The sequence below is a fragment of the [Haemophilus] ducreyi genome (assembly GCF_900109315.1).
Classification (GTDB): domain Bacteria; phylum Pseudomonadota; class Gammaproteobacteria; order Enterobacterales; family Pasteurellaceae; genus Haemophilus_B; species Haemophilus_B ducreyi.
Map to the genome: position 1 here is coordinate 19,661 of NZ_FOJC01000004.1, position 20,743 is coordinate 40,403.

The following is a 20,743-nucleotide window of genomic DNA, read 5'->3' on the forward strand; positions in this document are numbered from 1 at the left end:
ATTTAAAAGGTATAAAATAAATGAAGTTTAATGAATCTTGGTTACGAGAATGGGTTGATCCTAAGGTATCTACAGCACAATTGTGTGATCAAATTACAATGTTAGGTTTAGAGGTTGATAGTGTAGAACCCATTTCCGGTGAGTTTAGCGGTGTAGTAGTGGCTGAAGTTGTTGAGTGTACACAACATCCAGACGCAGATAAATTACGCGTAACAAAAGTCAATGTCGGTGCAGAGCGTTTATTAAGTATTGTTTGTGGCGCGGCTAACTGTCATCAAGGGTTAAAAGTTGCTTGTGCTATAGAAGGTGCTATTTTACCGGGTAATTTTAAAATTAAAAAAACCAAACTACGTGGTCAGCTATCTGAAGGAATGTTATGTTCATTTTCAGAATTAGGCATTAAAGAGGATCAAAGTAGTGGCATCATTGAATTACCTGCTGATGCGCCTATCGGTGTTGATATTCGTGAGTATTTAAATTTAAATGATGTAGCAATTGAGGTTAGTTTAACACCGAATCGAGCGGACTGTTTAAGTATTGCCGGTATTGTACGTGAAGTGGCGGTGATTAATCAAATGGAAGTTAAATCACCGGTTATCAAACCGGTTCCTGCTACACTATCTGCGCCAATTGAAATTGATATACAAGCACCATCTGCTTGCCCTCATTATTTAGCACGAATGATTAAGAATGTTAATGTAAACACGACGTCACCATTATGGCTACAAGAAAAATTACGTCGTTGTGGCATTCGTTCGATTGATCCAATTGTCGATATTACAAATTTAAGTTTACTTGAATTAGGCCAGCCAATGCATGCTTTTGATGCCGAGAAGGTAAAGGCCCCTATTCAAGTCCGCCTAGCAAAAGATCAAGAGCAGTTAGTTTTATTAGATGGTACCACGGCGAAGTTACAAACGAATACATTAGTCATTGCTGATCAAAAAAATGTCCTTGCACTTGCTGGGATTATGGGCGGAGAAGCAAGCAAAGTAAATGCTGAAACAAAAGATATCATTTTAGAAGCGGCATTTTTTGCACCATTAGCGCTCACCGGCCGTGCACGTCAATATGGCTTACATACAGACGCCTCGCATCGTTTTGAACGTGGTGTAGACCCAACGCTTGCTCGTCAAGCAATGGAGCGCGCAACTGCATTGATCATAGAGATTTGTGGCGGTGAAGTCGCTGAAGTATGTGAAGCGATAAATACTGAATATTTACCAAAACAGCCGATCATTCGCTTACGTCGTACCAAATTAGATTCAGTGATAGGCCATTATATTGAAGATAGGCTAGTGACGGATATTTTAGTTCGCTTAGGGCTAAATGTGACATGCGAAAATGATGGCTGGATAGCCACTGTACCTAGTTGGCGTTTCGATCTTGAAATTGAAGAAGATCTAATTGAAGAAATTGCGCGCATTTATGGGTATAATCGTATTCCAAATAATGCATTATTAGCGCATTTAACGCTTAAAGGAAGCGCTCAGAAAGTATTAGAACCTAACCGGATTAAAACGGTTTTAGTTGATAATGACTATCAAGAAGTCGTGACTTATAGTTTTGTTGATCCTAAAATTCAACAATTGCTACATCCACAACAAGAAGCCTTAATTTTACCTAATCCAATTTCAAGCGAAATGTCCGCTATGCGCGTATCGCTATTAACGGGTTTGTTACAAACTGTGCTATATAACCAAAATCGCCAACAAAACCGTATTCGCATTTTCGAACAAGGGCTGCGTTTTATTCCTGATGCAAGCGCAGAATCAGCCGTTCGCCAAGAAGCTGTTTTTGCAGCCGTGATTGTCGGCGAAAAACATATTGCGAATTGGGAAGGTAAATCAAAAGCGGTTGATTTCTTTGATTTAAAAGGCGATTTAGAACAAATATTAGCGTTAACGGCAAATAAAGAATTAACATTTGTTGCAAAACAATTTCCGGCATTACATCCCGGTCAATCAGCAGCTATTATGCTAAATGAACAAGAAGTTGGTTTTATCGGCACGCTTCACCCAAGTATTGGGCAAAAATTAGGTATTAAAGGCACTCCAATTGTATTTGAGTTATTAGCTGATGTTGTTTCAGAACGTACGATTCCTGTTGCTAAGGAGATTTCTAAATTTCCAGCTAATAATCGTGATATAGCGATTGTTATTGATGAACATATTCCTGCACGTGAAGTTCTTGCTGCTTGTTATCATGCGGGCGGTGAACAACTCACAGCGGTTAATTTGTTTGATGTTTACCAAGGCGCAAATTTAGCGGTTGGTAAGAAAAGTTTAGCAATTAGTTTAACCATTCAAAATACAGAAAAAACGCTTACTGAAGAAGAAATTTCAGCTGTTATACAACTAGTCTTAGACGAATTAGCACAGCGTTTTCAAGCTTCTTTGAGAGATTAAAAATAAGGATATTTTATGACGCTCACTAAAGTTGAATTTACCGCAAGCCTCATATCCAAATATGGCTTTGATAAATCTGTTGCCAAACAATTTGTAGAGCAGTTTTTCGAAGAAATTAGGACCGCTTTAGCAAACGGACAAGAGGTTAAATTATCTGGATTCGGCAATTTTTCTCTTCGTAAGAAAAATGCTCGTCCGGGTAGAAATCCTAAAACAGGCGAAAGTGTTGCTGTTAGCGCCCGCAGAGTAGTGGTATTTAAACCGGGCCAAAAATTTAGAGAAAGAGTAGAAAACGTAAAAGTGAAGTCATAAAACAAAACATTCCATTGATATCATTAACTCAATGGAATGTTTTTTTATAAGTAAAGATATGCGTAAATTCAATAAAAAAATATTTCCTTTGTTAGCACTATTGAGCAGTGTATTTATATTATCTGCTTGCTCTAATAGTGAGTATGAAAATAGTGCATCACATAAAATCGCTAAGAGCCAATATATTAGTTTATCTGATTCACAAGCGGTTATTAGACAATTAACTCAGCAACAAAAAGAATGGCAAGGCACTCGTTATCGATTAGGTGGTAATAATAAAGCGGGGGTTGATTGTTCCGGCTTTATGCAAGTTACATTTCGTAGGCTATTTAATATTGATTTGCCACGCACTACAACAGATCAGCTAAAAAAAGGTAACAAGATTGCTCGTAATAAAATCAAAGCCGGTGATTTAGTCTTTTTTAAAACCGGTCGCGGCCCGAATGGTAAACATGTTGGCGTTTATGTAAAAGATGGGAAGTTTTTACACGCTTCAACAAAAGGTGGAGTAATTTACTCAAATATTAACTCAGCTTATTGGCGTAAAGCATTTTGGCAAGCCCGTCGGTTATAATAAAAATAGGGTATAGCACTTATTTTCTAGAAAAAAAGCAGATAAACTGAAATTAGATTTGCAAAATTGAATAAATTGACGTATTGTATCATCTATCAATAATAAGTGTTGTGTTAAACAACCCATTTCATAAATTTGCTTTCCGAGTAGCCCCTAATTCAGGGGTTTTTTTTATCTATCTTCTTAATTGTTTATGTTATTTTTGGAAATATGCTAATAAAGGATCGGGATTTTCAATATAGGAGATTAAGTCTTTTTTGTGCGGTTGGGCAATATAAGGAATTTGTCCTAGCAATGGAGCGGTAATTTTTTTACTTAATAATTCAATCAGTTCAGCATAATGGCGTAAGCACGGATTAATTCTATTTGCTACCCAACCTATTAGATTAACACCTTGTTGCTGAATAGCCTGAGCCGTTAATAATGCGTGGTTAACACACCCTTCTTTAATACCTACAACTAACACCGCAGGCATATTATTTTTGTGTACCCATTCAGCAAAGCTGAGATCTTTATTAATCGGCGTTAGCCAACCATAAGTGCCTTCTACCACTACATTAGTGGTAATTTTGTTGTAAATTGCTAAGATCTGTATCTAACTTTTCCTCTTGAATATGATGTACCGCATCAAGCGCGGCAAAAATTGGCGTGCTTGAGTGTGTAAATGTATAACTATTGATATCACGATATGCGACAGGTTGAGGGCAGCTGTCTAATATGATGAGCACATCTGAGTTATCTTCACTAGTATAGTCTGTTTGATTGGGTTCAGTTGTCAGATCATCATCGCCACCACATGCAATCGGCTTATAACCAACAGCGGAAAAATTATGCTGTGCTAAAATTTGAAGAATCGCTCGGGTAACAATGGTTTTTCCAACATTAGTATCTGTACCAGTAATGAATAACGAAGGCATCTTTTTTCTCTTAACAAAATAATTACAAAATTGTCTATATTTTAATGCTTTTTTTAAGGTGTAATGATGTTCTTGATCAAATTTCCTTGATAAATTCCTTGTTTTATCGCTGAACAAGCAATTAATGGACTATTCCATTCATACTGACTTGTCACTAAATCAATATTGAGGTGTTCAATACGCAAAATTTTATTTAACTTCAATTTTAACTGTTCAAACAATGCTTTTTTTACACTCAGTAAAGGCGAGCTCAACATAATTTTTGAGCTAGAAAAGATATTGATAAGGTTCATTAACAAATAGGCAAGATTATCCGTAATATGATCTAAAATAGCCAATGCTGCTGGATGATGATGATTAATTTTCTCACATAATAAATCCATTTTTTGCTGATAATGTTGCAATGTATTAGGTAGGTATTGGTCAATTAAACGGTAGATAGCCGGAAAGGTAATTTGATTATTTAATTGATAACGTGGAATGTCATCGCTATTTTGTGGAGCAGCTAGATCGCTTAACTCGCTGAATCTAGGCATTAACATTTTATCTACATTCATTTTTGATTGTTGATGTAATAATGTACCTCGTAATAATACGCTTAGATTTACACGTTCATCAAGTTGCAAAAAGATAACATTATTGTTACTAATTAAACTACCTAGGATCGATTCTGTTAATAACCATAATTGAAAATGTTCATTCAGTAAAATAGGACAACTGAATTGTTTTTTCAAGTAATTAACTAACTGACAATTAACCGCTACTTGCCCTATTTGGATAACTTGAGTGTGATCTGCACTTATCTGACCTAATACCGTAATCTAAATAGCTAAAATACGCTCTTCTTTCATAGGCGAATGCCAAAAAAGATCTTTTAAACAATCTATTAGATATTCTGCTAGTTGATCGTATAATTCAACGGTTAAAGGATAATGCTTAGTTTGAATAGTTTTGCCATTTAATTCACAGAGAAAAACATTAATTTCATTTGGTGAAATCGTTAAACAAAGTAACTGCCAATAGAAATTAGATACTGCTAGACCTACCGCTGGACGGCCTCGTGAACTACTATTTTGAATAGTTCGTTCTAAAATAAATTTATGATCAATAAGCGATTTTGTTAGATTAGTAATAGAAGCGGGCGCAAAACTAGAGAGTTTTGCTAAATCGGTCCGTGAAATGAGTTCAAATTGTTCTATTAGTAGGCGGTAAATTGTACCAAGGTGCTGAGTTTTATTATTAGAAATCATAGTATAATCCTTATTATACAGCCAATTAAAAAAGTATGGCAAATTAAGCTTTATTGGGTAAATTTAAATACTCCATAAGATAATTATTTTGCTTCAATTATGCTGAATAACAATGAATTTGTCTTTATTATGTGAATTAGTTCACATAATTAATTCACTATGTAAAGAAATTTATGAGAAAAGTAGAAAATGAACTCAAGGATTGATTATAAATGGATAGATACTAATGAGAAACTAGCCACGATTTGTCAGCAAGCAAGTGATAAAACGACTATAGCATTAGATACAGAATTTATTCGTACTCGATCTTATTATCCTAAATTCGGTTTAATTCAATTGTTTGATGGTGAACAAACTAGTTTGATTGATCCTACAACAATTAGTGATTTTTTGCCTTTTATTGATTTATTAGCAAACCCTAATATTGTAAAAGTATTACACGCGTGCAGTGAGGATCTGGAAATATTTCAACATCAGTTTAATCAAGCGCTTACTCCATTAATAGACACGCAAATTATGGCGGCTTTTAGTGGTCTTGGTCTATCGATCGGGTTTGCAAAGCTAGTGAATCATTATTTAAACATCGAATTAGATAAAGTCGCATCTCGCACTGACTGGCTAGCTCGTCCGTTAACTGAAACACAGTTACAGTATGCAGCCGCAGATGTATATTATTTATTACCTATTTATCAAAAATTGCAAGCAGAGCTTGCTCAAACTAACTGGCAAGAGGCGGTAAATCAAGAATGCCAACTTTTAGTGAATAAGCGTAATAAAACATTAGAATTGAATGATGCTTATAAAGAGATAAGCTATGCTTGGACTTTAACTAGACAGCAATTAGCTATTTTGAAATTATTAGCAAAATGGAGAATAGAAGAAGCCAGAAAACGCGATCTGGCCTTGAATTTTGTCATAAAAGAACAAAGTTTAATTGAAATTGCCAAATCACAACCTAAACATACATCACAATTATTAACTTTTATGCATCCAAATGAAGTACGTATTCATGGCACAAAAATATTATGGCTAGTTGAACAAGCTAAAATAATCTCAGAGCAAGATTATCCACCCTTAATTACACGTTTAGTTGATCAACCACATTATAAATATAATTTAAAAATAATGCAGAAAAAGATCTCTGAAATTAGACCGCCTGATTTACCACAAGAATTACTAGCAAGTAAACGGCAGTTAAATCAACTGTTGAAATGGTATCACAAAGGGCAGAGCCAACAATACTTACCTGAATTATTAAGCGGTTGGCGGGCTGAATTTGGCAAACAGATATTAAGCGCGCTCATAAAATAACGTATTTATTATCATTAGACCTAATTATACAAAAATCGTACAATTAGATTGTTGGCACACATTATCAAGCACAAAAAATGGAATATAAAAAATCAGCAAAAGCGCTAGATCAAATTGATTTAAACATTTTAAATGAGCTACAGCGTAACGGAAAAATATCAAATATAGAACTATCTAAACGTGTTGGTCTTTCACCAACGCCTTGTTTGGAACGCGTTAAACGTTTGGAAAAACAAAATGTGATTATGGGTTATCGAGCATTATTAAACCCAGCTTTGCTCGAAGCGCCATTATTAGTCTTAGTAGAAATCACGCTAGTACGCGGTAAACCAGATGTATTTGATGAATTTAATTATGCCATTAAGCAATTAGATGAAATTCAAGAATGTCACTTAGTCTCTGGTGATTTTGATTATTTACTGAAAATACGGGTAGCGGATATGGCAGAATATCGCAAATTACTAGATACAATCTTATTACGCTTGCCTGGCGTAAATGATACGCGTACTTATGTAGTCATGGAAGAAGTCAAGAAAACCAATTATCTATTATTAAAATAAGGAGTGACAGTGATCGAACGATTTAAATCAAATTTAAAAGGAAAGCAGAATTTAATCAACTTTGGATTTATTTTAATTGGCTTATTTGGTTGTTATTTACTGATTGCTTGGGCAAGTTATAGTCCTTTAGATAATGCGTGGAGTACAGCAAGCAGCGTAACTCATGATACTGTTTTGAATAAAACAGGTAAATTGGGCGCTTGGCTAATAGATTTACTCTATGCGTTTTTAGGTAACGTTGCTTTTGTCGTACCTTTTGTATTATTTAGTTTTGCCATATATGCATTGATCTTTCGTATCGCAGAACAATGGAAATGGCGAAACTTATTGCTACAGATAGGCAGTTTTATTTTATTATTGATAGGATTAAGTGGCATAGCCAGTGTTTTATTACCGAATTCTGCTTACTACCTAGCGGGTGGTTTTGTCGGTGGTATGTTACAAAGTTTATTGAATGGTATTATTGGCCAAGTTGGCTTGTTATTGCTTTCAACAGTATTAATGAGCATTGGTTTTTATTTCTGTTCTGGCCAACTACTTTTTTCATTAGGTATCCAATTTTACCAATGGCTTTTTATAAAAAAGCCTCAGTCGAATACGATATTAGATGCTGCTAATCTACACCTTAATGCACAAAATAATGAAACAACTAAATCAATTGTTGCAAGCCCATCTGAAAACGCTCACGTAGATCAATTAGTAACACACGAAAACGCAACGGAGCAACTTACTGATATTTCTGCATTTACTCGACCAACAATTCATGGTTTAAAATCGTCATCAACGTTAAACGCCGATGAAACTAAATATAATCAAGTTAATGCTCAACCATTAACTGATCCAATGATGTTTAAAATTGAAAAAAAGGTGATCTTACCTAAAATCAATATGCAACATCCTGAAAATGAATTAACAAACCTTTCAATGGAGCAAAATAGCATTGATAATCTAGAAATTAGATTACCAAAAGTGCATTTAAACACAGCGGTAACTAATCCAGAAATAAAAACGGTTGAGCATCACGTCCAAAATAGACCGCTTGAGATGCCGACACTGATACAGCCAGTGTTTGATCAACCAATAACCCCCACTATCACCCTGAATGTTGAGAATCAGCCATTAGACATAGAAAGTAATGAAGCACAATTGGCAGAAGAATTTGCAGCGGCTGAGAAGATGCGTTTAGCTAACATGGAGCAAAGAGCTAAAGCGGAAGGTTTAGAGGAAACATTTAATCAAATTATTACATCGCCAACGTTAACTGTATCCATTAACGAACCTAGTGAACAGCCAACGGAAAAAGATCTTAATCCAACACATCACGATAACGGCGCTAATTATCCTAAAGGTTATGGTAAAACATTATTACACCCATTATTACAACGAAATAATGTGGTTGAAAAACCAACGACACCGCTTCCTACACTAGAATTATTAGCCCAAAATCCGGTACAAACACAACAAATTACTGAGCAAGAAATTTTTGATACTTCCCACCGTTTAGAAAATGCATTAGCTAATTATAATGTCAAAGCCACGGTGGAAGATGTATTAGTCGGTCCGGTGGTCACCCGTTATGAAATTAAACCAGCGGCAGGCATAAAAGCGAACAAAGTAACCGCACTTGCAAATGACTTAGCACGTGAATTAATGTTTAAAGCCATTCGTATTACTGAAGTTGTGCCAGGTAAACCTTATATGGGGATTGAAACACCCAATACGCATCGCCAAACAGTTTGGTTACGTGATGTATTAGATAGTGAAGCTTTTCGTTACACTCAAGCAACATTACCGATGGCATTAGGTAAAGATATAAGCGGTCAACCTATCGTAGTGGATATGGCAAAAATGCCACATTTATTAGTAGCAGGGCAAACAGGTGGAGGTAAATCTGTTGGCATAAATACTATGATTCTCAGTTTACTTTTTAAACTAACGCCGGAACAAGTACGTTTTATTATGATTGATCCAAAGGTTGTTGAATTATCGGTATATAACGATATCCCACATTTGTTAACCCCTGTGGTAACTGATATGAAAAAAGCAGCAAATGCGCTACGATGGGCTGTTGAAGAAATGGAACGGCGTTATTTATTAATCAGCCATTTACAAGTCCGTAATATTGAAGGATATAACGATAAGATTGATCAGGCCAGCGCAATGAATTTTCCTATTCCTGATCCAACATGGCGACCTTCTGATAGCATCGGGCAATTACCCCCACCATTAACGAAATTAAGTTACATTGTATTAATCGTTGATGAATTTGCAGATTTAATCATGTCTGCCGGTAAAGAAGTAGAAGAATACATTATGCGAATTGCCCAAAAGGCACGTGCGGTTGGTATTCATTTAATTCTTGCCACTCAACGCCCCTCTACAGATGTTATTACAGGTGTAATTAAAGCCAATATTCCAAGCCGAATTGCATTTACTGTTGCCAGTCAAATTGACTCACGAACCATTTTAGATGCAGGTGGTGCAGAAGCATTATTAGGCCGAGGTGATATGTTATATTCTGCTTCAGGAAGCCCAGAAATTATGCGTATTCACGGAGCTTTCATGAGCGATGAGGAAGTACAACGAATAGCAGACAATTGGCGGGCAAGAGGTAAACCTCAATATTTAGATAGTGTGGTAGCTTCCCATGAAGATGAAAATGATAGCCGTACTAACACCATAACAGAACTCGACCCACTATTTGATGAAATCGTTGCTTACGTGATTGAAAGTGGCGTTACCTCAATTAGTGGCATTCAACGCCGTTTTTCGCTTGGTTTCAATCGTGCAGGAAGAATTATTGACCAAATGGAAGCTCAAGCGATTATTTCTGAACCCGGTAAAGGGGGAAAACGTGAAGTATTAGCGAGATAATACACATTCATTTTGCTTTACCAAGCGGTTAACTTTTCTTCAAATTTAGTCAATAAATGAAGAAAAGTTAACCGCTTGTTTTATTAAATCTTTTAATAGTTTAATTTCAATAGGTAATATTAAAGTTTTGAGCTAAAATTCTTTAATCTTCGCGAGGATAAAACCTACTATAGCAATAGGATTAGCCGCTTGTTTATTAAGTTAATTTTATATATTGTTAAATAACATTAATAATAAGAGAACATGTAATGCCTTATAAAAATGATGATCTTCGTATCACTAAAATTGAACAGCTATTACCCCCGATCGCTTTATTAGAGCGTTTTCCAGCCAGTGATGTTGCTGCGCATACTGTTGCTAGAGCAAGAGAAGCTATTCATAAAATTATTCACGGTGAAGACGATCGTTTATTAGTTGTTATTGTGCCTTGCTCAATTCATGATCCAGAATCTGCTCTAGATTATGCTAAACGAATTAAAGCATTACGTGATAATCCACAGATTAATCAAAACTTAGAGTTAGTAATGCGCGTTTATTTTGAAAAACCACGAACAACCGTTGGTTGGAAAGGGTTGATTAATGACCCCTATCTGAATGAAACTTATGCATTAAATGATGGTTTACGAATTGCACGAAAAGTACTGTCCGATATTAATGATTTAACCGTGCCTGCCGCGGGTGAGTTTTTAGATATGATCATTCCACAATATGTAGCCGATTTTATGAGTTGGGGAGCCATTGGAGCACGGACCGCTGAATCACAAGTTCATCGTGAGTTAGCCTCAGGTTTATCTTGTGCGGTAGGTTTCAAAAATGCCACTAATGGCAGTGTTAAAACCGCTTTAGATGCAATAAAATCTGCTGAAGTTTCACATCACTTCTTATCCGTGACCAAATTTGCTCATTCAGCTGTCATTTCTACCTCAGGTAATGAGGATTGTCACATTATTTTACGTGGTGGCGATAATGGCACAAATTATGATATTGCGTCCGTCAAAAAAGTGTGTGCAGATATTGAGAAAGCAGGGCGGCGTCCTCACGTAATGATTGACTTTAGTCATGCTAATAGCCAAAAACAATTTAAACGGCAAATGGAAGTTTGTACTAATGTATGCCAACAGATTGCAAATGGTTCATCATTAATTTCTGGCGTGATGATAGAAAGCCATTTAGTCGAAGGTCGGCAAGATCTTGTCGAGGGTGGTTTAGATAAATTAGTATATGGTCAAAGTGTTACAGATGCTTGTATTGGTTGGGAAGACAGCGAAACAGCACTGTTTGCCTTAGCTGAAGCGGTCGCATTACGCCGACAACGGACCAACAATAATGCTAATGATTTGGTTAATCATATAGTAAAATAGCCCGCTTATTTATTTTTGTTTATGGTACCTTCAAATGAATAAAACAATCCTTGCGCTTGACACGGCAACTGAAGCCTGTTCTGTTGCCTTATTACATAATGGCAACAGAACCACTTTAGATGAACTTAGTCCGAGAAGCCATACGCAACGCATTTTACCGATGGTAGATGAATTGCTTTCACAAGCCAATATTAGTATTAAACAGGTAGATGTATTAGCATTTGGGCGGGGGCCTGGTAGTTTTACAGGCGTTCGTGTTGGCGTAAGTGTAGCTCAAGGATTGGCGTTAGGTGCAAATTTGCCTGTTGTTGCTATTTCTAATTTATTGGCAATGGCACAAGCCGCTTATCAACAATTACGCGCAAATAATGTGATAGCCTTAATTGATGCAAGAATGAATGAAGTCTATTTCGCACAATATCAAAGAATCGGGGAACACTGGCATACTATAGTGGAAGAACAAGTTTGTTCACCTGAAACCGCTATAGCACAAATGCAAATTAATGATAATAGTGTAGTGGTAGGCACCGGTTGGGCAGCTTATCCGCAATTTTATACAGCAAAACTACCTCTTAGTGTGAGTGATATTAGCTTGCCTTCTGCAAAAGATATGCTAGAACTTGCGCTGAAAGCGGTTGAAAATGGCGAATTACAAACGGCATTAGATATTGAGCCTATTTACTTACGAAATGAAGTAACTTGGCAAAAATTACCCCACAAACGTTAACAACATTATAAGCGGTTATATTTTTACTAAAATAACCGCTTATTTAGTAATTTGCCTTAATTCACCTCGTTTTTCTTTATAGTGATAACGACAAACCGAAATATACTTATCATTCCCGCCAATCTGAATTTGCTCACCTGTTGTAACCGTTTCACCATTCTCGTTCACACGAATGACAAAATGCGCTTTTTTTCCACATTCACAAATTGTTTTTAACTCTTGCAATTCATCCGCCCAAGCTAATAAATACTGGCCCCCCTCAAATAACTCTTTTTGAAAATCAGTTCGTAGCCCATAACAAAGCACAGGAATGCCTAATTCATTAACCACATCCGTCAATTGATGAACTTGCTTTTTAGTTAGAAATTGCGCTTCATCAATCATAATACAGTGTAATGTTTTAGCCTTAATGGCTTGCTCAACTTGCTCTAGAAAGTTTGTATCTGTATAAAATAGTATTGCTTCTTGCGAGATACCAATACGTGAACAGACTTTGCCTATCCCATAACGGTCATCAATTGCCGCAGTATAAACTAACGTATTCATACCGCGCTCTTGATAATTATAAGAAGACTGAAGCAAAGTAGCCGATTTACCCGCATTCATTGCAGAATAATAAAAATAAAGTTTTGCCATATATTTTACACAAATAAAAAACGGCTAATTTTATTAGCCGTTTTGCTTGAACAAGCTATACATTATCAATTTGGCCTAAAAGTGAACGTAAACGTTCTTGGAAGTTCTGTTGTTCTACTTTTAATTGTTCGTGTTCTTGACGTAATCCATCTCTTTCTTGAGTAAGATTGTTATTTTTTTCTTTTAACTCTTCAACTTCTAATTGTAGCAATTGGATTGTTTCGACCGCTTGTTTAATTTTTTCTTCAAGTTGATCAATAATTGATAATGACATAATTTTTTCCTCTTAAAATAATACTTTATATACTGAAATATATCAGGAGTCGATACCAAGATTATACCTCACTCAAACCTTTATTTCATTTAAAAGTTAAATTTTTTCTTCATTTTTATTATTTTTAAGTAAATCGAGTTAATTTCTTGACTTTTATAGTATTTAAGCAGGGTTATCAATATCAATAAACTCAACCTCTAAAGCATAGTTTTTTACTAACCATTCACCTAATGCTTTTACACCATAACGTTCTGTTGCGTGATGGCCGCAAGCGAAGAAATAAATGCCTTGTTCACGGGCTGAATGCGTCGTTTGCTCTGAAATTTCACCCGAAATAAACGCATCAATGCCTTTATTGGCGGCTAAATCAATATAGTTTTGACCACCGCCTGTGCATAAAGCAACGGTTTTAATCACTTTTTGTGGATAACCCTCTACAAAATCACCACAAAAAATAGGCTTACGCACTAATGTTTTTTCAATTTGCCTTGCAAATTCACTGGCTAAAATAGCTTGTTTCAATTCGCCATAAACCGGAATGGAATTTGAACAATTCTCCAACGGCTGTAAATTAACAATACCCAATTTCTCAGCGAGTTGAGCATTATTACCTAATTCAGGATGAACATCTAACGGCAAATGATAGCTAAATAAATTAATATCATTCAATAATAACTGCTTTATCCGCTTGCTTTTCATTCCACGAATACAAGGCGATTCATTTTTCCAAAAATAGCCATGATGCACTAATATTGCATCCGCTTTCTTAGCAATTGCTTGTTCAATTAACGGCAATGAAGCAGTTACACCGGTGATAATGCGTTGAATATTGGTTTTACCTTCTACTTGTAAACCATTTGGGACAAAGTCTCTAATAGCATAACTATTTAATTTTTGATTAATAATCTGTTCTAGTTCTATATGGGTGAGTGCCATAATCTTTCCTTGTATTGAGAAAAAGCGGTCTATTTTTTGCAAAATAGTTCACAAAAATAGACCGATTTACCTAAAATGTATTAAATTATTCAAGCCAGAGTGGTAGTCTAATTTCAACTCTTAAACCACCAAGAATACTTTTCATTGCTTCAACACGACCTTTATGTTGTTGAGCAGCATTTGCTACAATCGCAAGGCCCAAACCTGTACCACCACTTTGACGGTCACGTGCTTCACCAACACGATAAAACGGCCGGAAAATTTGTTTATATTCTGATTCTGGTACACCTTCACCATCATCATCAACTGACATAACCAATTCTTTATCATCAATGTAAATCAGTACAGTGATACTTTGTTTAGCATACTTTTGCGCATTACGAATTAAATTTTCTAAAGCACTGGCAAGAATAATTTCATTACCGTTAATAAAATAGCCTTCTACATTATCAATTCGTTGCTCAATAAATAAGTCTATTTGATTCTGTTCTGCCTCAAACTTTGCATCTTCTAAAATATCATCCCAAATTTTATTAATTGAGAAGACTTCTCGCATTAGATGTTGATTAATTTGCTGACGTGAAAGAGAAAGCAAATCATGTACCATCGTATCTAGTTTCATAATTTGGTTATCAATACGCGTTAACTCTGCAGAATCTCCGTTACGTCGACGGATTAGCGCCGTTGCTAATTGTAAGCGCGCGAGTGGTGTTTTTAACTCATGCGAAATATCAGAAAGTAGTCGTTGTTGATATTCCGTCAACTCCTGTAACGAAGTAATCATTTGGTTAAAACTACGACCTACCTCTCTAAATTCATGAATACCTTCCGTTTCTAATTTTGGGTTAATCGCCAAATTACCTGTGGCTACCGCATTGGCACAGATTCGTAATTCTTTTACTGGGCGCGCAATTTTCCACGAAAGCCAAAGTAGAATAGGCACACTTACAATTAATACGATCATAAGCATTAGCCAAGGCGAGTCAAAAATTCTGTTAAAAAACTCTTCCTGAGGATCCACTATCTGTGCAAAATATTGCATATATTCGCGCTTATTAGACTTAACCAAAAAAGGACCGGAAATTTCTAAACTACCAAAGCGACGTTGTAATGGTTCAAGTGGTGTTTGTGCACGATAAAGGAAAACTTGGAATGATTGAATTCTATTAGAGTCAGCTCCCGCTCCAACGAAAATGCGAGTTTTGGGGTCGAATAAAATAATATTAAAGCCACTTTGAGTGGCTACAGAAAGGCGACGTTCAAAAATTTCATCTAAATTATATTGTAATTCTGTTTGACGGCTTTCTTGAATAAAAAATTCATGCTCACCTTTTTCTAAACGTGAGAATGAACGCGCATCGAAATTAGGAATGGCTAAGGTAATAGCTAACATAATAGCAAATGTTAAGCCAAAATAGGCAAAGAGTTGGTAAGCTAGATAATTTCTAACAGATTTTATCTTTTTTAAAAATTTAGGCATATATTAAATACTTTAAAAAGAGAAAATCCCCCGAACTTGCGAGGGATTCGTTCAATCGACAATTATTTCTCAGTCACTAATAAATAACCACGACCACGTAAAGTTTTAAACCATGGGAGGTTATCATTACGTTCAGGTAATTTTTTACGTAAATTTGAAATGTGCATATCAATTGCACGATCATATGGTGTTAAACGCTTACCTAATATTTCAAGGCTTAATAATTCACGTGAAAGAATTTGGCCAGGGTTATGCATTAACATCTGTAATAATGCAAATTCTGTACCGGTGAGATCTAAGTCTTGATCTTCAAAAATGGCTTGTTGCCGACCGGGGTGTAATTCAACACCGCCAAAAGACAGTTGTTTATTGCTATCTTCTGATGAATGGTTTGATGGCATGACTACATCACTTAAGTTAGGCGCGACTGTACGGCGTAAAATCGCCTTAATTCGAGCAACTAATTCACGGTCATTAAATGGTTTTGGTAAATAATCATCCGCACCAAGTTCTAAACCTAGCACGCGATCAATTTCATCATCTCGGGCACTTAACATCAGTACCGGAATAGCATATTTTTGACGTAATTGTTTCAATGTTTCGATGCCATTTAAAATGGGCATCATTACGTCTAAAAGAATAAGGTCATAACTTTGCAGTTCTAATTCTGTGAGTGCATCTTGACCATTATGCACGCAATGAATATGAAAACCTTCTAATGAAAGTAGTTCTGCGAGTAGTTCTGTTAATTCTAGGTCATCATCAACGAGTAAAATTCTAGGCATAATCAATTCCTAATTATTATATTTATAGCTTTATTCCCCATACTAGCTATAATTCACAAAATTGTCAAAATTTGCACATTGCCTCTTGGATCTTCACCTGATTCCAAATCATATCGAGTTCAATGAGAGAACATTTATTTAAATGTTTTCCTTGCTTTTTGACTGCGATTTCAATTTTTTTAAAACGCTTTTCGAATTTAACATTCGCATTGCGTAAACAGTTTTCAGCATCTATTTGATAATGACGGCAGAGGTTGACTGTTGCAAAAAGGAAATCTCCTAATTCTTCTTCAAGCTTCGCTACATTAGCGGGATAATTTTTCATTTCATCTTTAACTTCAAGTAGTTCTTCTTCTACTTTTGCTAATACATCTTGAGGATTATCCCAATCAAAGCCAACTTTAGCACAACGTTTTTGTAACTTATTAGCTCGACTTAGTGCAGGAAGTGCAAAAGGCAAGTCATCTAAAATAGATTCAAATTGTTCATATTTAGCTTCCGATGCTTTCATTTCTTCCCAATTTTTTAGCGCTTCCTCGCTATTTGCAGCATTTTTGTCACCAAAAACGTGAGGATGCCTATAAATGAGTTTATTTTGAACATCATTTAGTACATCAAAAAATGTAAAAGTTCCCTCCTCCTTTGCTAATTGACTAAGAAAAACAACTTGCAATAATAAGTCACCTAATTCTTCACGCAACGCGGTGCGATTTTGTGTATGAATAGCTTCAGCCACTTCATATGTTTCTTTTAATAAATGCGGTAACATTGAATCAAAAGTTTGCTCAATATCCCAAGCACAACCTGTTTCGGGATCTCGTAATTTTGCTACTGTGTTAATAAATTCATTGATTGTAGTCATTTGGCTTTTAATTCCCTTTAAAAAATATATAGAGTATTGTCGCAGTTTACTTGCTAGAATGGAACTAAAAACTTACAATTTAAACGCTCAAATTTTCAAATGAAATATAATTTAACTAGTTTTACTTAATAATAGTTTTTAATGAGAAAATAATATATGCCTGTTCAACAATTAACTAAAAAAAGATTAATTCAAATTATTATTATGTTATGTATTTTAATTGCCGCCTTTATTTATCGTAGTTATACACATAATTAATAGATAAGCAACTTCGAGCAGATATACTATAAAGTGTATTTAAAAAAGTAAGAATTTGTGCTTTAATATGAGCGATTTTTTGTCAAAAATAATAAGGTTTTAAAATGAGCTGGATTGAAAGAATTTTAGGTAGAACCGCTTCATCATCAAGCAGTAGCAAATCTAAAGTGCCAGAAGGTGTTTGGACAAAATGTACAAACTGCGAACAAGTTCTCTACAGTGAAGAATTAAAACGCAATATGCAAGTGTGTCCGAAATGTGACCATCATATGCGTTTTGATGCCCGTACACGTTTATTATCTTTATTAGATCAAGGGAGTGCAGAAGAAATTGCTGCTAATTTAGCACCTCAAGATATTTTGAAATTCAAAGATCTTAAAAAATATAAAGACCGTTTAACCGCTGCACAAAAACAAACAGGCGAGAAAGACGCTTTTATCACAATGTTTGGCACCTTGTATGAAATGCCGATTGTAGTAGCTTCATTTAATTTTGAGTTTATGGGCGGATCAATGGGGTCCGTTGTGGGGGCTAAATTTGTACGTGCTGCAGAAAAAGCATTGGCGGAGAATATCCCGTTCATCTGTTTTTCTGCTTCAGGTGGTGCGCGTATGCAAGAAGCATTATTCTCATTAATGCAAATGGCAAAAACAAGTGCGATTTTAGCTAAAATGCGCGAAAAAGGGGTGCCATTTATTTCAGTATTAACCGATCCAACGCTAGGCGGTGTTTCAGCTAGTTTAGCTATGTTAGGGGATATTAATATTGCTGAACCCAAAGCACTAATTGGCTTTGCCGGCCCACGAGTCATTGAGCAAACCGTACGTGAGAAATTACCAGAAGGTTTCCAACGCGCTGAATTTTTATTAGAGCATGGTGCAATTGATATGATTGTGCAACGTAAAGATATGCGTGATACTTTAGCTCGCTTGTGTGCCAAAATGACTAATCAACCTTCACCATTTAAAGTTGGTGAATTAATTATTGAAGAATAATGATTAAATTAATTGAGCCTAAAGCCACGGATTCTTTAGAAACGTGGCTTTCCTATTTAGAAAAAAGCCATTTTAAACCCATTGATATGGAGCTAACACGTATTAAAAGTGTTGCCACTTCGCTCAATCTTCTCCAGCCAGCGCCTTATGTAATCACTGTGGCGGGCACAAATGGTAAAGGTTCTACTTGTCGTTTACTTGAAGTTGCATTATTAAAAGTAGGCTATCGTGTAGGCATTTATTCTTCACCACATTTAATCCGCTATAATGAAAGGGTACGGATTCAAGGTGAATTATTAGCAGATGAACAACATATCCAATCGTTTACATATATTCAACAAAATAAGACCGCTTCATTAACCTATTTTGAATTTAGTACTCTCTCTGCCTTGCACTTATTCAAGCAGGCTAATTTAGATATCATTATTTTAGAAGTTGGGCTTGGTGGGCGTTTAGATGCCACGAATATTATCGATCCAAACTTGGCGGTCATTACCTCCATTGACATTGATCATATCGATTTTCTAGGTGATAACCGTGAAGCAATTGGCCGTGAAAAAGCGGGTATTTTTCGGCATAATATTCCGGTAATTATTGGCGAACCTAATTGTCCGGAAAGCATATTAGCGCACGCGGATGCATTAAATTGTCAAATAGTTAGGCGTGATGTAGATTGGTCATACTCACTGAAAAATAACCGCTTGTATTGGCAAAACTTTGATGGAGATAAATATGATTTACCTATGCCACAAATTCCCGTCCCTAACGCTGCTACAGCATTAGCCGCCTTAACAAGACTGCCGTTTACAATCAGCAAGCAAGCGATATATGAAGCCGTGCAAGAAGCACAGATGCCGGCTCGTTTTCAAATATTAACTGATCAGGCATTTAACCATTTTTCAGGAAAACCGCCGCTTGCTCAAGTGATTATTGATGTTGGGCATAACCCACACGCAGCGCGCTATTTAGCTGAACAATTAATGCGTTTGAAGCAAGCGGAGCAAAAAATTTATGTGGTTTTTAGCGCTTTAATTGATAAAGATTTAGCCGGTATTGTTACACCATTAGCAACACTCATTGATGAATGGCATTGTGCTGGTTTAGCCGGATATCGAGGACAATCAGGCGAACAATTGCATCAAAAATTAGTCAATATTCTACCTAAAGCTAGCGCTTATTGTTATCAAAATGTACCTCAAGCAGCGACTTATTTATTTGAAAAAGCGACTGAACAAGACATTATTTTGGTGTTTGGTTCTTTCCATACTATCGCAGATTTTTTAATTTGGTTGGACAAATAATTAATATGCTCTAAGCGGTTTTATTATAATTGTGTTTAATCACTTTAAAATTATTTATTGTTTAAATTTGCGATAAATTATTAAAAATTGCTTGCAATCTTTTTTTTATTGCCTATAATTAACCACATCAGACGCGGGGTGGAGCAGCTTGGTAGCTCGTCGGGCTCATAACCCGAAGGTCGTTGGTTCAAATCCAGCCCCCGCAACCAGTTTTAAGGCTCACAGTTTTGATGAAATTGTGAGTTTTGTTTTATATAGCATTTAGCATTTTCGATAACGATTGTTAAGTAAAATGTTGCATAAAACAAACCGCTTAAAGCCCCACGGTTATCCGTCTGGGCTTTTTTTGTGGCTGGTACATTCGTAATCGTATCAAAAGAGCTGGTTATAGCTCTTTTTTTATATCTAAAATCTGTAGTATGACCGTTCATGCTAAGTGTAAGAGGTAAATTCATTGGCAACTTTAGAACAAAAATTAACCGCACTCATATCAAATACCATTGAATATATGGGATATGAGCTAGTCGGCGTTGAATGTCAACATGCAGGACGTTTTTTAACTGTTCGTTTATATATTGATAAAGAAGGTGGCGTAACCATTGATGATTGTAGTGACGTAAGTCGTCAAGTGAGTGCCATTTTCGATGTTGAAGATCCAATTAGTGATAAATATAACTTAGAAGTTTCTTCGCCCGGTTTAGATCGTCCATTGTTTACATTAGCACACTATGCGCGTTTTGTCGGACGTGAAATGGTTATTCATTTACGTATCCCAATGTTTGATCGCCGTAAATGGCAAGGTAAACTTACTAAAGTTGATGGAGATCTAATTAGCTTAGAAATAGAAAATAATGGAGAACATCAATTCATATTCAGTAATATTCAAAAAGCAAATCTAATCCCAGTTTTTGATTTTTAAGAA

At 35.8% G+C, this 20,743-nt stretch carries 18 protein-coding genes, 1 tRNA gene and 2 pseudogenes; 12 read left to right on the forward strand and 9 right to left on the reverse strand.

Annotated elements, in window-relative coordinates:
* The first annotated feature begins 20 nt into the window (after positions 1-20).
* From pheT to BMX01_RS03380, 3 genes are read left to right on the forward strand one after another with little or no spacing between them, the layout of a single operon-like run.
* On the forward strand, positions 21-2,408 hold the full coding sequence (pheT, locus tag BMX01_RS03370; protein ID WP_064081910.1) for a phenylalanine--tRNA ligase subunit beta: 2,388 nt from the start codon (positions 21-23) through the stop codon (positions 2,406-2,408).
* 15 nt (positions 2,409-2,423) lie between these two features.
* The gene (locus tag BMX01_RS03375; protein WP_064081909.1) at positions 2,424-2,720 is read left to right on the forward strand and encodes an integration host factor subunit alpha; all 297 of its coding nucleotides are present in this window, start codon (positions 2,424-2,426) and stop codon (positions 2,718-2,720) included.
* A 58-nt stretch (positions 2,721-2,778) separates the two neighbouring features.
* Positions 2,779-3,294 (forward strand): NlpC/P60 family protein, encoded by a 516-nt coding sequence (locus BMX01_RS03380; RefSeq protein WP_064081908.1) that lies wholly within the window; start codon positions 2,779-2,781, stop codon positions 3,292-3,294.
* A 196-nt stretch (positions 3,295-3,490) separates the two neighbouring features.
* Here the strand turns inward: BMX01_RS03380 and bioD are convergent.
* Positions 3,491-4,211, reverse strand: a pseudogene (bioD, locus tag BMX01_RS03385) (dethiobiotin synthase).
* 53 nt (positions 4,212-4,264) lie between these two features.
* Positions 4,265-5,461: pseudogene (locus BMX01_RS03390) on the reverse strand (ROK family protein).
* A 189-nt stretch (positions 5,462-5,650) separates the two neighbouring features.
* On the opposite strand from BMX01_RS03390, the gene rnd reads away from it, so the two are divergent.
* The 5 genes from rnd (at position 5,651) to tsaB (ending at position 12,294) form a co-directional block, all read left to right on the forward strand.
* Positions 5,651-6,772: a ribonuclease D gene (rnd, locus tag BMX01_RS03395; protein WP_064081907.1), complete on the forward strand. Its 1,122-nt coding sequence runs from the start codon at positions 5,651-5,653 to the stop codon at positions 6,770-6,772.
* A 77-nt stretch (positions 6,773-6,849) separates the two neighbouring features.
* Complete coding sequence (gene lrp / locus BMX01_RS03400; RefSeq protein ID WP_064081906.1) at positions 6,850-7,332, forward strand: leucine-responsive transcriptional regulator Lrp; 483 nt, start codon at positions 6,850-6,852, stop codon at positions 7,330-7,332.
* Between the two features lie 9 nt (positions 7,333-7,341).
* Positions 7,342-10,206 carry a DNA translocase FtsK gene (locus tag BMX01_RS03405; protein WP_064083283.1) on the forward strand — a complete coding sequence of 955 codons (2,865 nt, stop codon included), beginning with the start codon at positions 7,342-7,344 and terminating at the stop codon, positions 10,204-10,206.
* Positions 10,207-10,454: 248 nt separating this feature from the next.
* On the forward strand, positions 10,455-11,567 hold the full coding sequence (aroG, locus tag BMX01_RS03410; protein ID WP_064081904.1) for a 3-deoxy-7-phosphoheptulonate synthase AroG: 1,113 nt from the start codon (positions 10,455-10,457) through the stop codon (positions 11,565-11,567).
* Positions 11,568-11,601: 34 nt separating this feature from the next.
* Positions 11,602-12,294 (forward strand): tRNA (adenosine(37)-N6)-threonylcarbamoyltransferase complex dimerization subunit type 1 TsaB, encoded by a 693-nt coding sequence (tsaB, locus tag BMX01_RS03415; RefSeq protein ID WP_064081903.1) that lies wholly within the window; start codon positions 11,602-11,604, stop codon positions 12,292-12,294.
* Positions 12,295-12,333: 39 nt separating this feature from the next.
* Here the strand turns inward: tsaB and BMX01_RS03420 are convergent, their stop codons facing one another.
* The 6 genes from BMX01_RS03420 to mazG all read right to left on the reverse strand — a co-directional run bounded on the left by BMX01_RS03420 (position 12,334) and on the right by mazG (position 17,267).
* On the reverse strand, positions 12,334-12,930 hold the full coding sequence (locus BMX01_RS03420) for a thymidine kinase (RefSeq protein WP_064081902.1): 597 nt from the start codon (positions 12,928-12,930) through the stop codon (positions 12,334-12,336).
* Positions 12,931-12,985: 55 nt separating this feature from the next.
* Positions 12,986-13,204, reverse strand: a complete 219-nt coding sequence (gene zapB / locus BMX01_RS03425) for a cell division protein ZapB (protein WP_010945319.1) — start codon at positions 13,202-13,204, stop codon at positions 12,986-12,988.
* A gap of 162 nt (positions 13,205-13,366) precedes the next feature.
* Positions 13,367-14,140, reverse strand: coding sequence for a Nif3-like dinuclear metal center hexameric protein (locus BMX01_RS03430; protein ID WP_064081901.1), 774 nt, complete (start codon positions 14,138-14,140; stop codon positions 13,367-13,369).
* A gap of 85 nt (positions 14,141-14,225) precedes the next feature.
* Positions 14,226-15,620 (reverse strand): envelope stress sensor histidine kinase CpxA, encoded by a 1,395-nt coding sequence (gene cpxA / locus BMX01_RS03435; protein ID WP_064081900.1) that lies wholly within the window; start codon positions 15,618-15,620, stop codon positions 14,226-14,228.
* 62 nt (positions 15,621-15,682) lie between these two features.
* Positions 15,683-16,405 carry a response regulator gene (locus BMX01_RS03440; RefSeq protein ID WP_064081899.1) on the reverse strand — a complete coding sequence of 241 codons (723 nt, stop codon included), beginning with the start codon at positions 16,403-16,405 and terminating at the stop codon, positions 15,683-15,685.
* 64 nt (positions 16,406-16,469) lie between these two features.
* Positions 16,470-17,267, reverse strand: coding sequence for a nucleoside triphosphate pyrophosphohydrolase (mazG, locus tag BMX01_RS03445; RefSeq protein ID WP_064081898.1), 798 nt, complete (start codon positions 17,265-17,267; stop codon positions 16,470-16,472).
* 362 nt (positions 17,268-17,629) lie between these two features.
* Between mazG and accD the strand changes: the two genes are divergently transcribed.
* The 3 genes from accD to BMX01_RS03460 all read left to right on the forward strand — a co-directional run bounded on the left by accD (position 17,630) and on the right by BMX01_RS03460 (position 20,030).
* Positions 17,630-18,520: an acetyl-CoA carboxylase, carboxyltransferase subunit beta gene (gene accD / locus BMX01_RS03450; protein ID WP_064081897.1), complete on the forward strand. Its 891-nt coding sequence runs from the start codon at positions 17,630-17,632 to the stop codon at positions 18,518-18,520.
* Complete coding sequence (gene folC / locus BMX01_RS03455) at positions 18,520-19,821, forward strand: bifunctional tetrahydrofolate synthase/dihydrofolate synthase (RefSeq protein ID WP_064081896.1); 1,302 nt, start codon at positions 18,520-18,522, stop codon at positions 19,819-19,821. Before accD ends, folC begins: the two co-directional genes overlap by 1 nt.
* Before the next feature lie 132 nt (positions 19,822-19,953).
* A tRNA-Met gene (locus tag BMX01_RS03460) sits at positions 19,954-20,030 on the forward strand.
* Between the two features lie 3 nt (positions 20,031-20,033).
* Here BMX01_RS03460 and BMX01_RS07790 read toward each other — a convergent pair.
* On the reverse strand, positions 20,034-20,276 hold the full coding sequence (locus BMX01_RS07790; protein WP_064088476.1) for a hypothetical protein: 243 nt from the start codon (positions 20,274-20,276) through the stop codon (positions 20,034-20,036).
* On the opposite strand from BMX01_RS07790, the gene rimP reads away from it, so the two are divergent.
* Positions 20,276-20,740, forward strand: coding sequence for a ribosome maturation factor RimP (rimP, locus tag BMX01_RS03465; RefSeq protein WP_064081895.1), 465 nt, complete (start codon positions 20,276-20,278; stop codon positions 20,738-20,740). The two genes, BMX01_RS07790 and rimP, sit on opposite strands and share 1 nt — an antisense overlap.
* Positions 20,741-20,743: the final 3 nt, after the last annotated feature.

Bases quoted from the DNA above. Each gene is read 5' to 3' on its own strand.
- pheT (WP_064081910.1), top strand. From the start codon at position 21: ATGAAGTTTAATGAATCTTGGTTACGAGAATGGGTTGATCCTAAGGTA.
- BMX01_RS03375 (WP_064081909.1), top strand. From the start codon at position 2,424: ATGACGCTCACTAAAGTTGAATTTACCGCAAGCCTCATATCCAAATAT.
- BMX01_RS03380 (WP_064081908.1), top strand. From the start codon at position 2,779: ATGCGTAAATTCAATAAAAAAATATTTCCTTTGTTAGCACTATTGAGC.
- rnd (WP_064081907.1), top strand. From the start codon at position 5,651: ATGAACTCAAGGATTGATTATAAATGGATAGATACTAATGAGAAACTA.
- lrp (WP_064081906.1), top strand. From the start codon at position 6,850: ATGGAATATAAAAAATCAGCAAAAGCGCTAGATCAAATTGATTTAAAC.
- aroG (WP_064081904.1), top strand. From the start codon at position 10,455: ATGCCTTATAAAAATGATGATCTTCGTATCACTAAAATTGAACAGCTA.
- tsaB (WP_064081903.1), top strand. From the start codon at position 11,602: ATGAATAAAACAATCCTTGCGCTTGACACGGCAACTGAAGCCTGTTCT.
- BMX01_RS03420 (WP_064081902.1), bottom strand. From the start codon at position 12,930: ATGGCAAAACTTTATTTTTATTATTCTGCAATGAATGCGGGTAAATCG.
- zapB (WP_010945319.1), bottom strand. From the start codon at position 13,204: ATGTCATTATCAATTATTGATCAACTTGAAGAAAAAATTAAACAAGCG.
- BMX01_RS03430 (WP_064081901.1), bottom strand. From the start codon at position 14,140: ATGGCACTCACCCATATAGAACTAGAACAGATTATTAATCAAAAATTA.
- cpxA (WP_064081900.1), bottom strand. From the start codon at position 15,620: ATGCCTAAATTTTTAAAAAAGATAAAATCTGTTAGAAATTATCTAGCT.
- BMX01_RS03440 (WP_064081899.1), bottom strand. From the start codon at position 16,405: ATGCCTAGAATTTTACTCGTTGATGATGACCTAGAATTAACAGAACTA.
- mazG (WP_064081898.1), bottom strand. From the start codon at position 17,267: ATGACTACAATCAATGAATTTATTAACACAGTAGCAAAATTACGAGAT.
- accD (WP_064081897.1), top strand. From the start codon at position 17,630: ATGAGCTGGATTGAAAGAATTTTAGGTAGAACCGCTTCATCATCAAGC.
- folC (WP_064081896.1), top strand. From the start codon at position 18,520: ATGATTAAATTAATTGAGCCTAAAGCCACGGATTCTTTAGAAACGTGG.
- BMX01_RS07790 (WP_064088476.1), bottom strand. From the start codon at position 20,276: ATGAATTTACCTCTTACACTTAGCATGAACGGTCATACTACAGATTTT.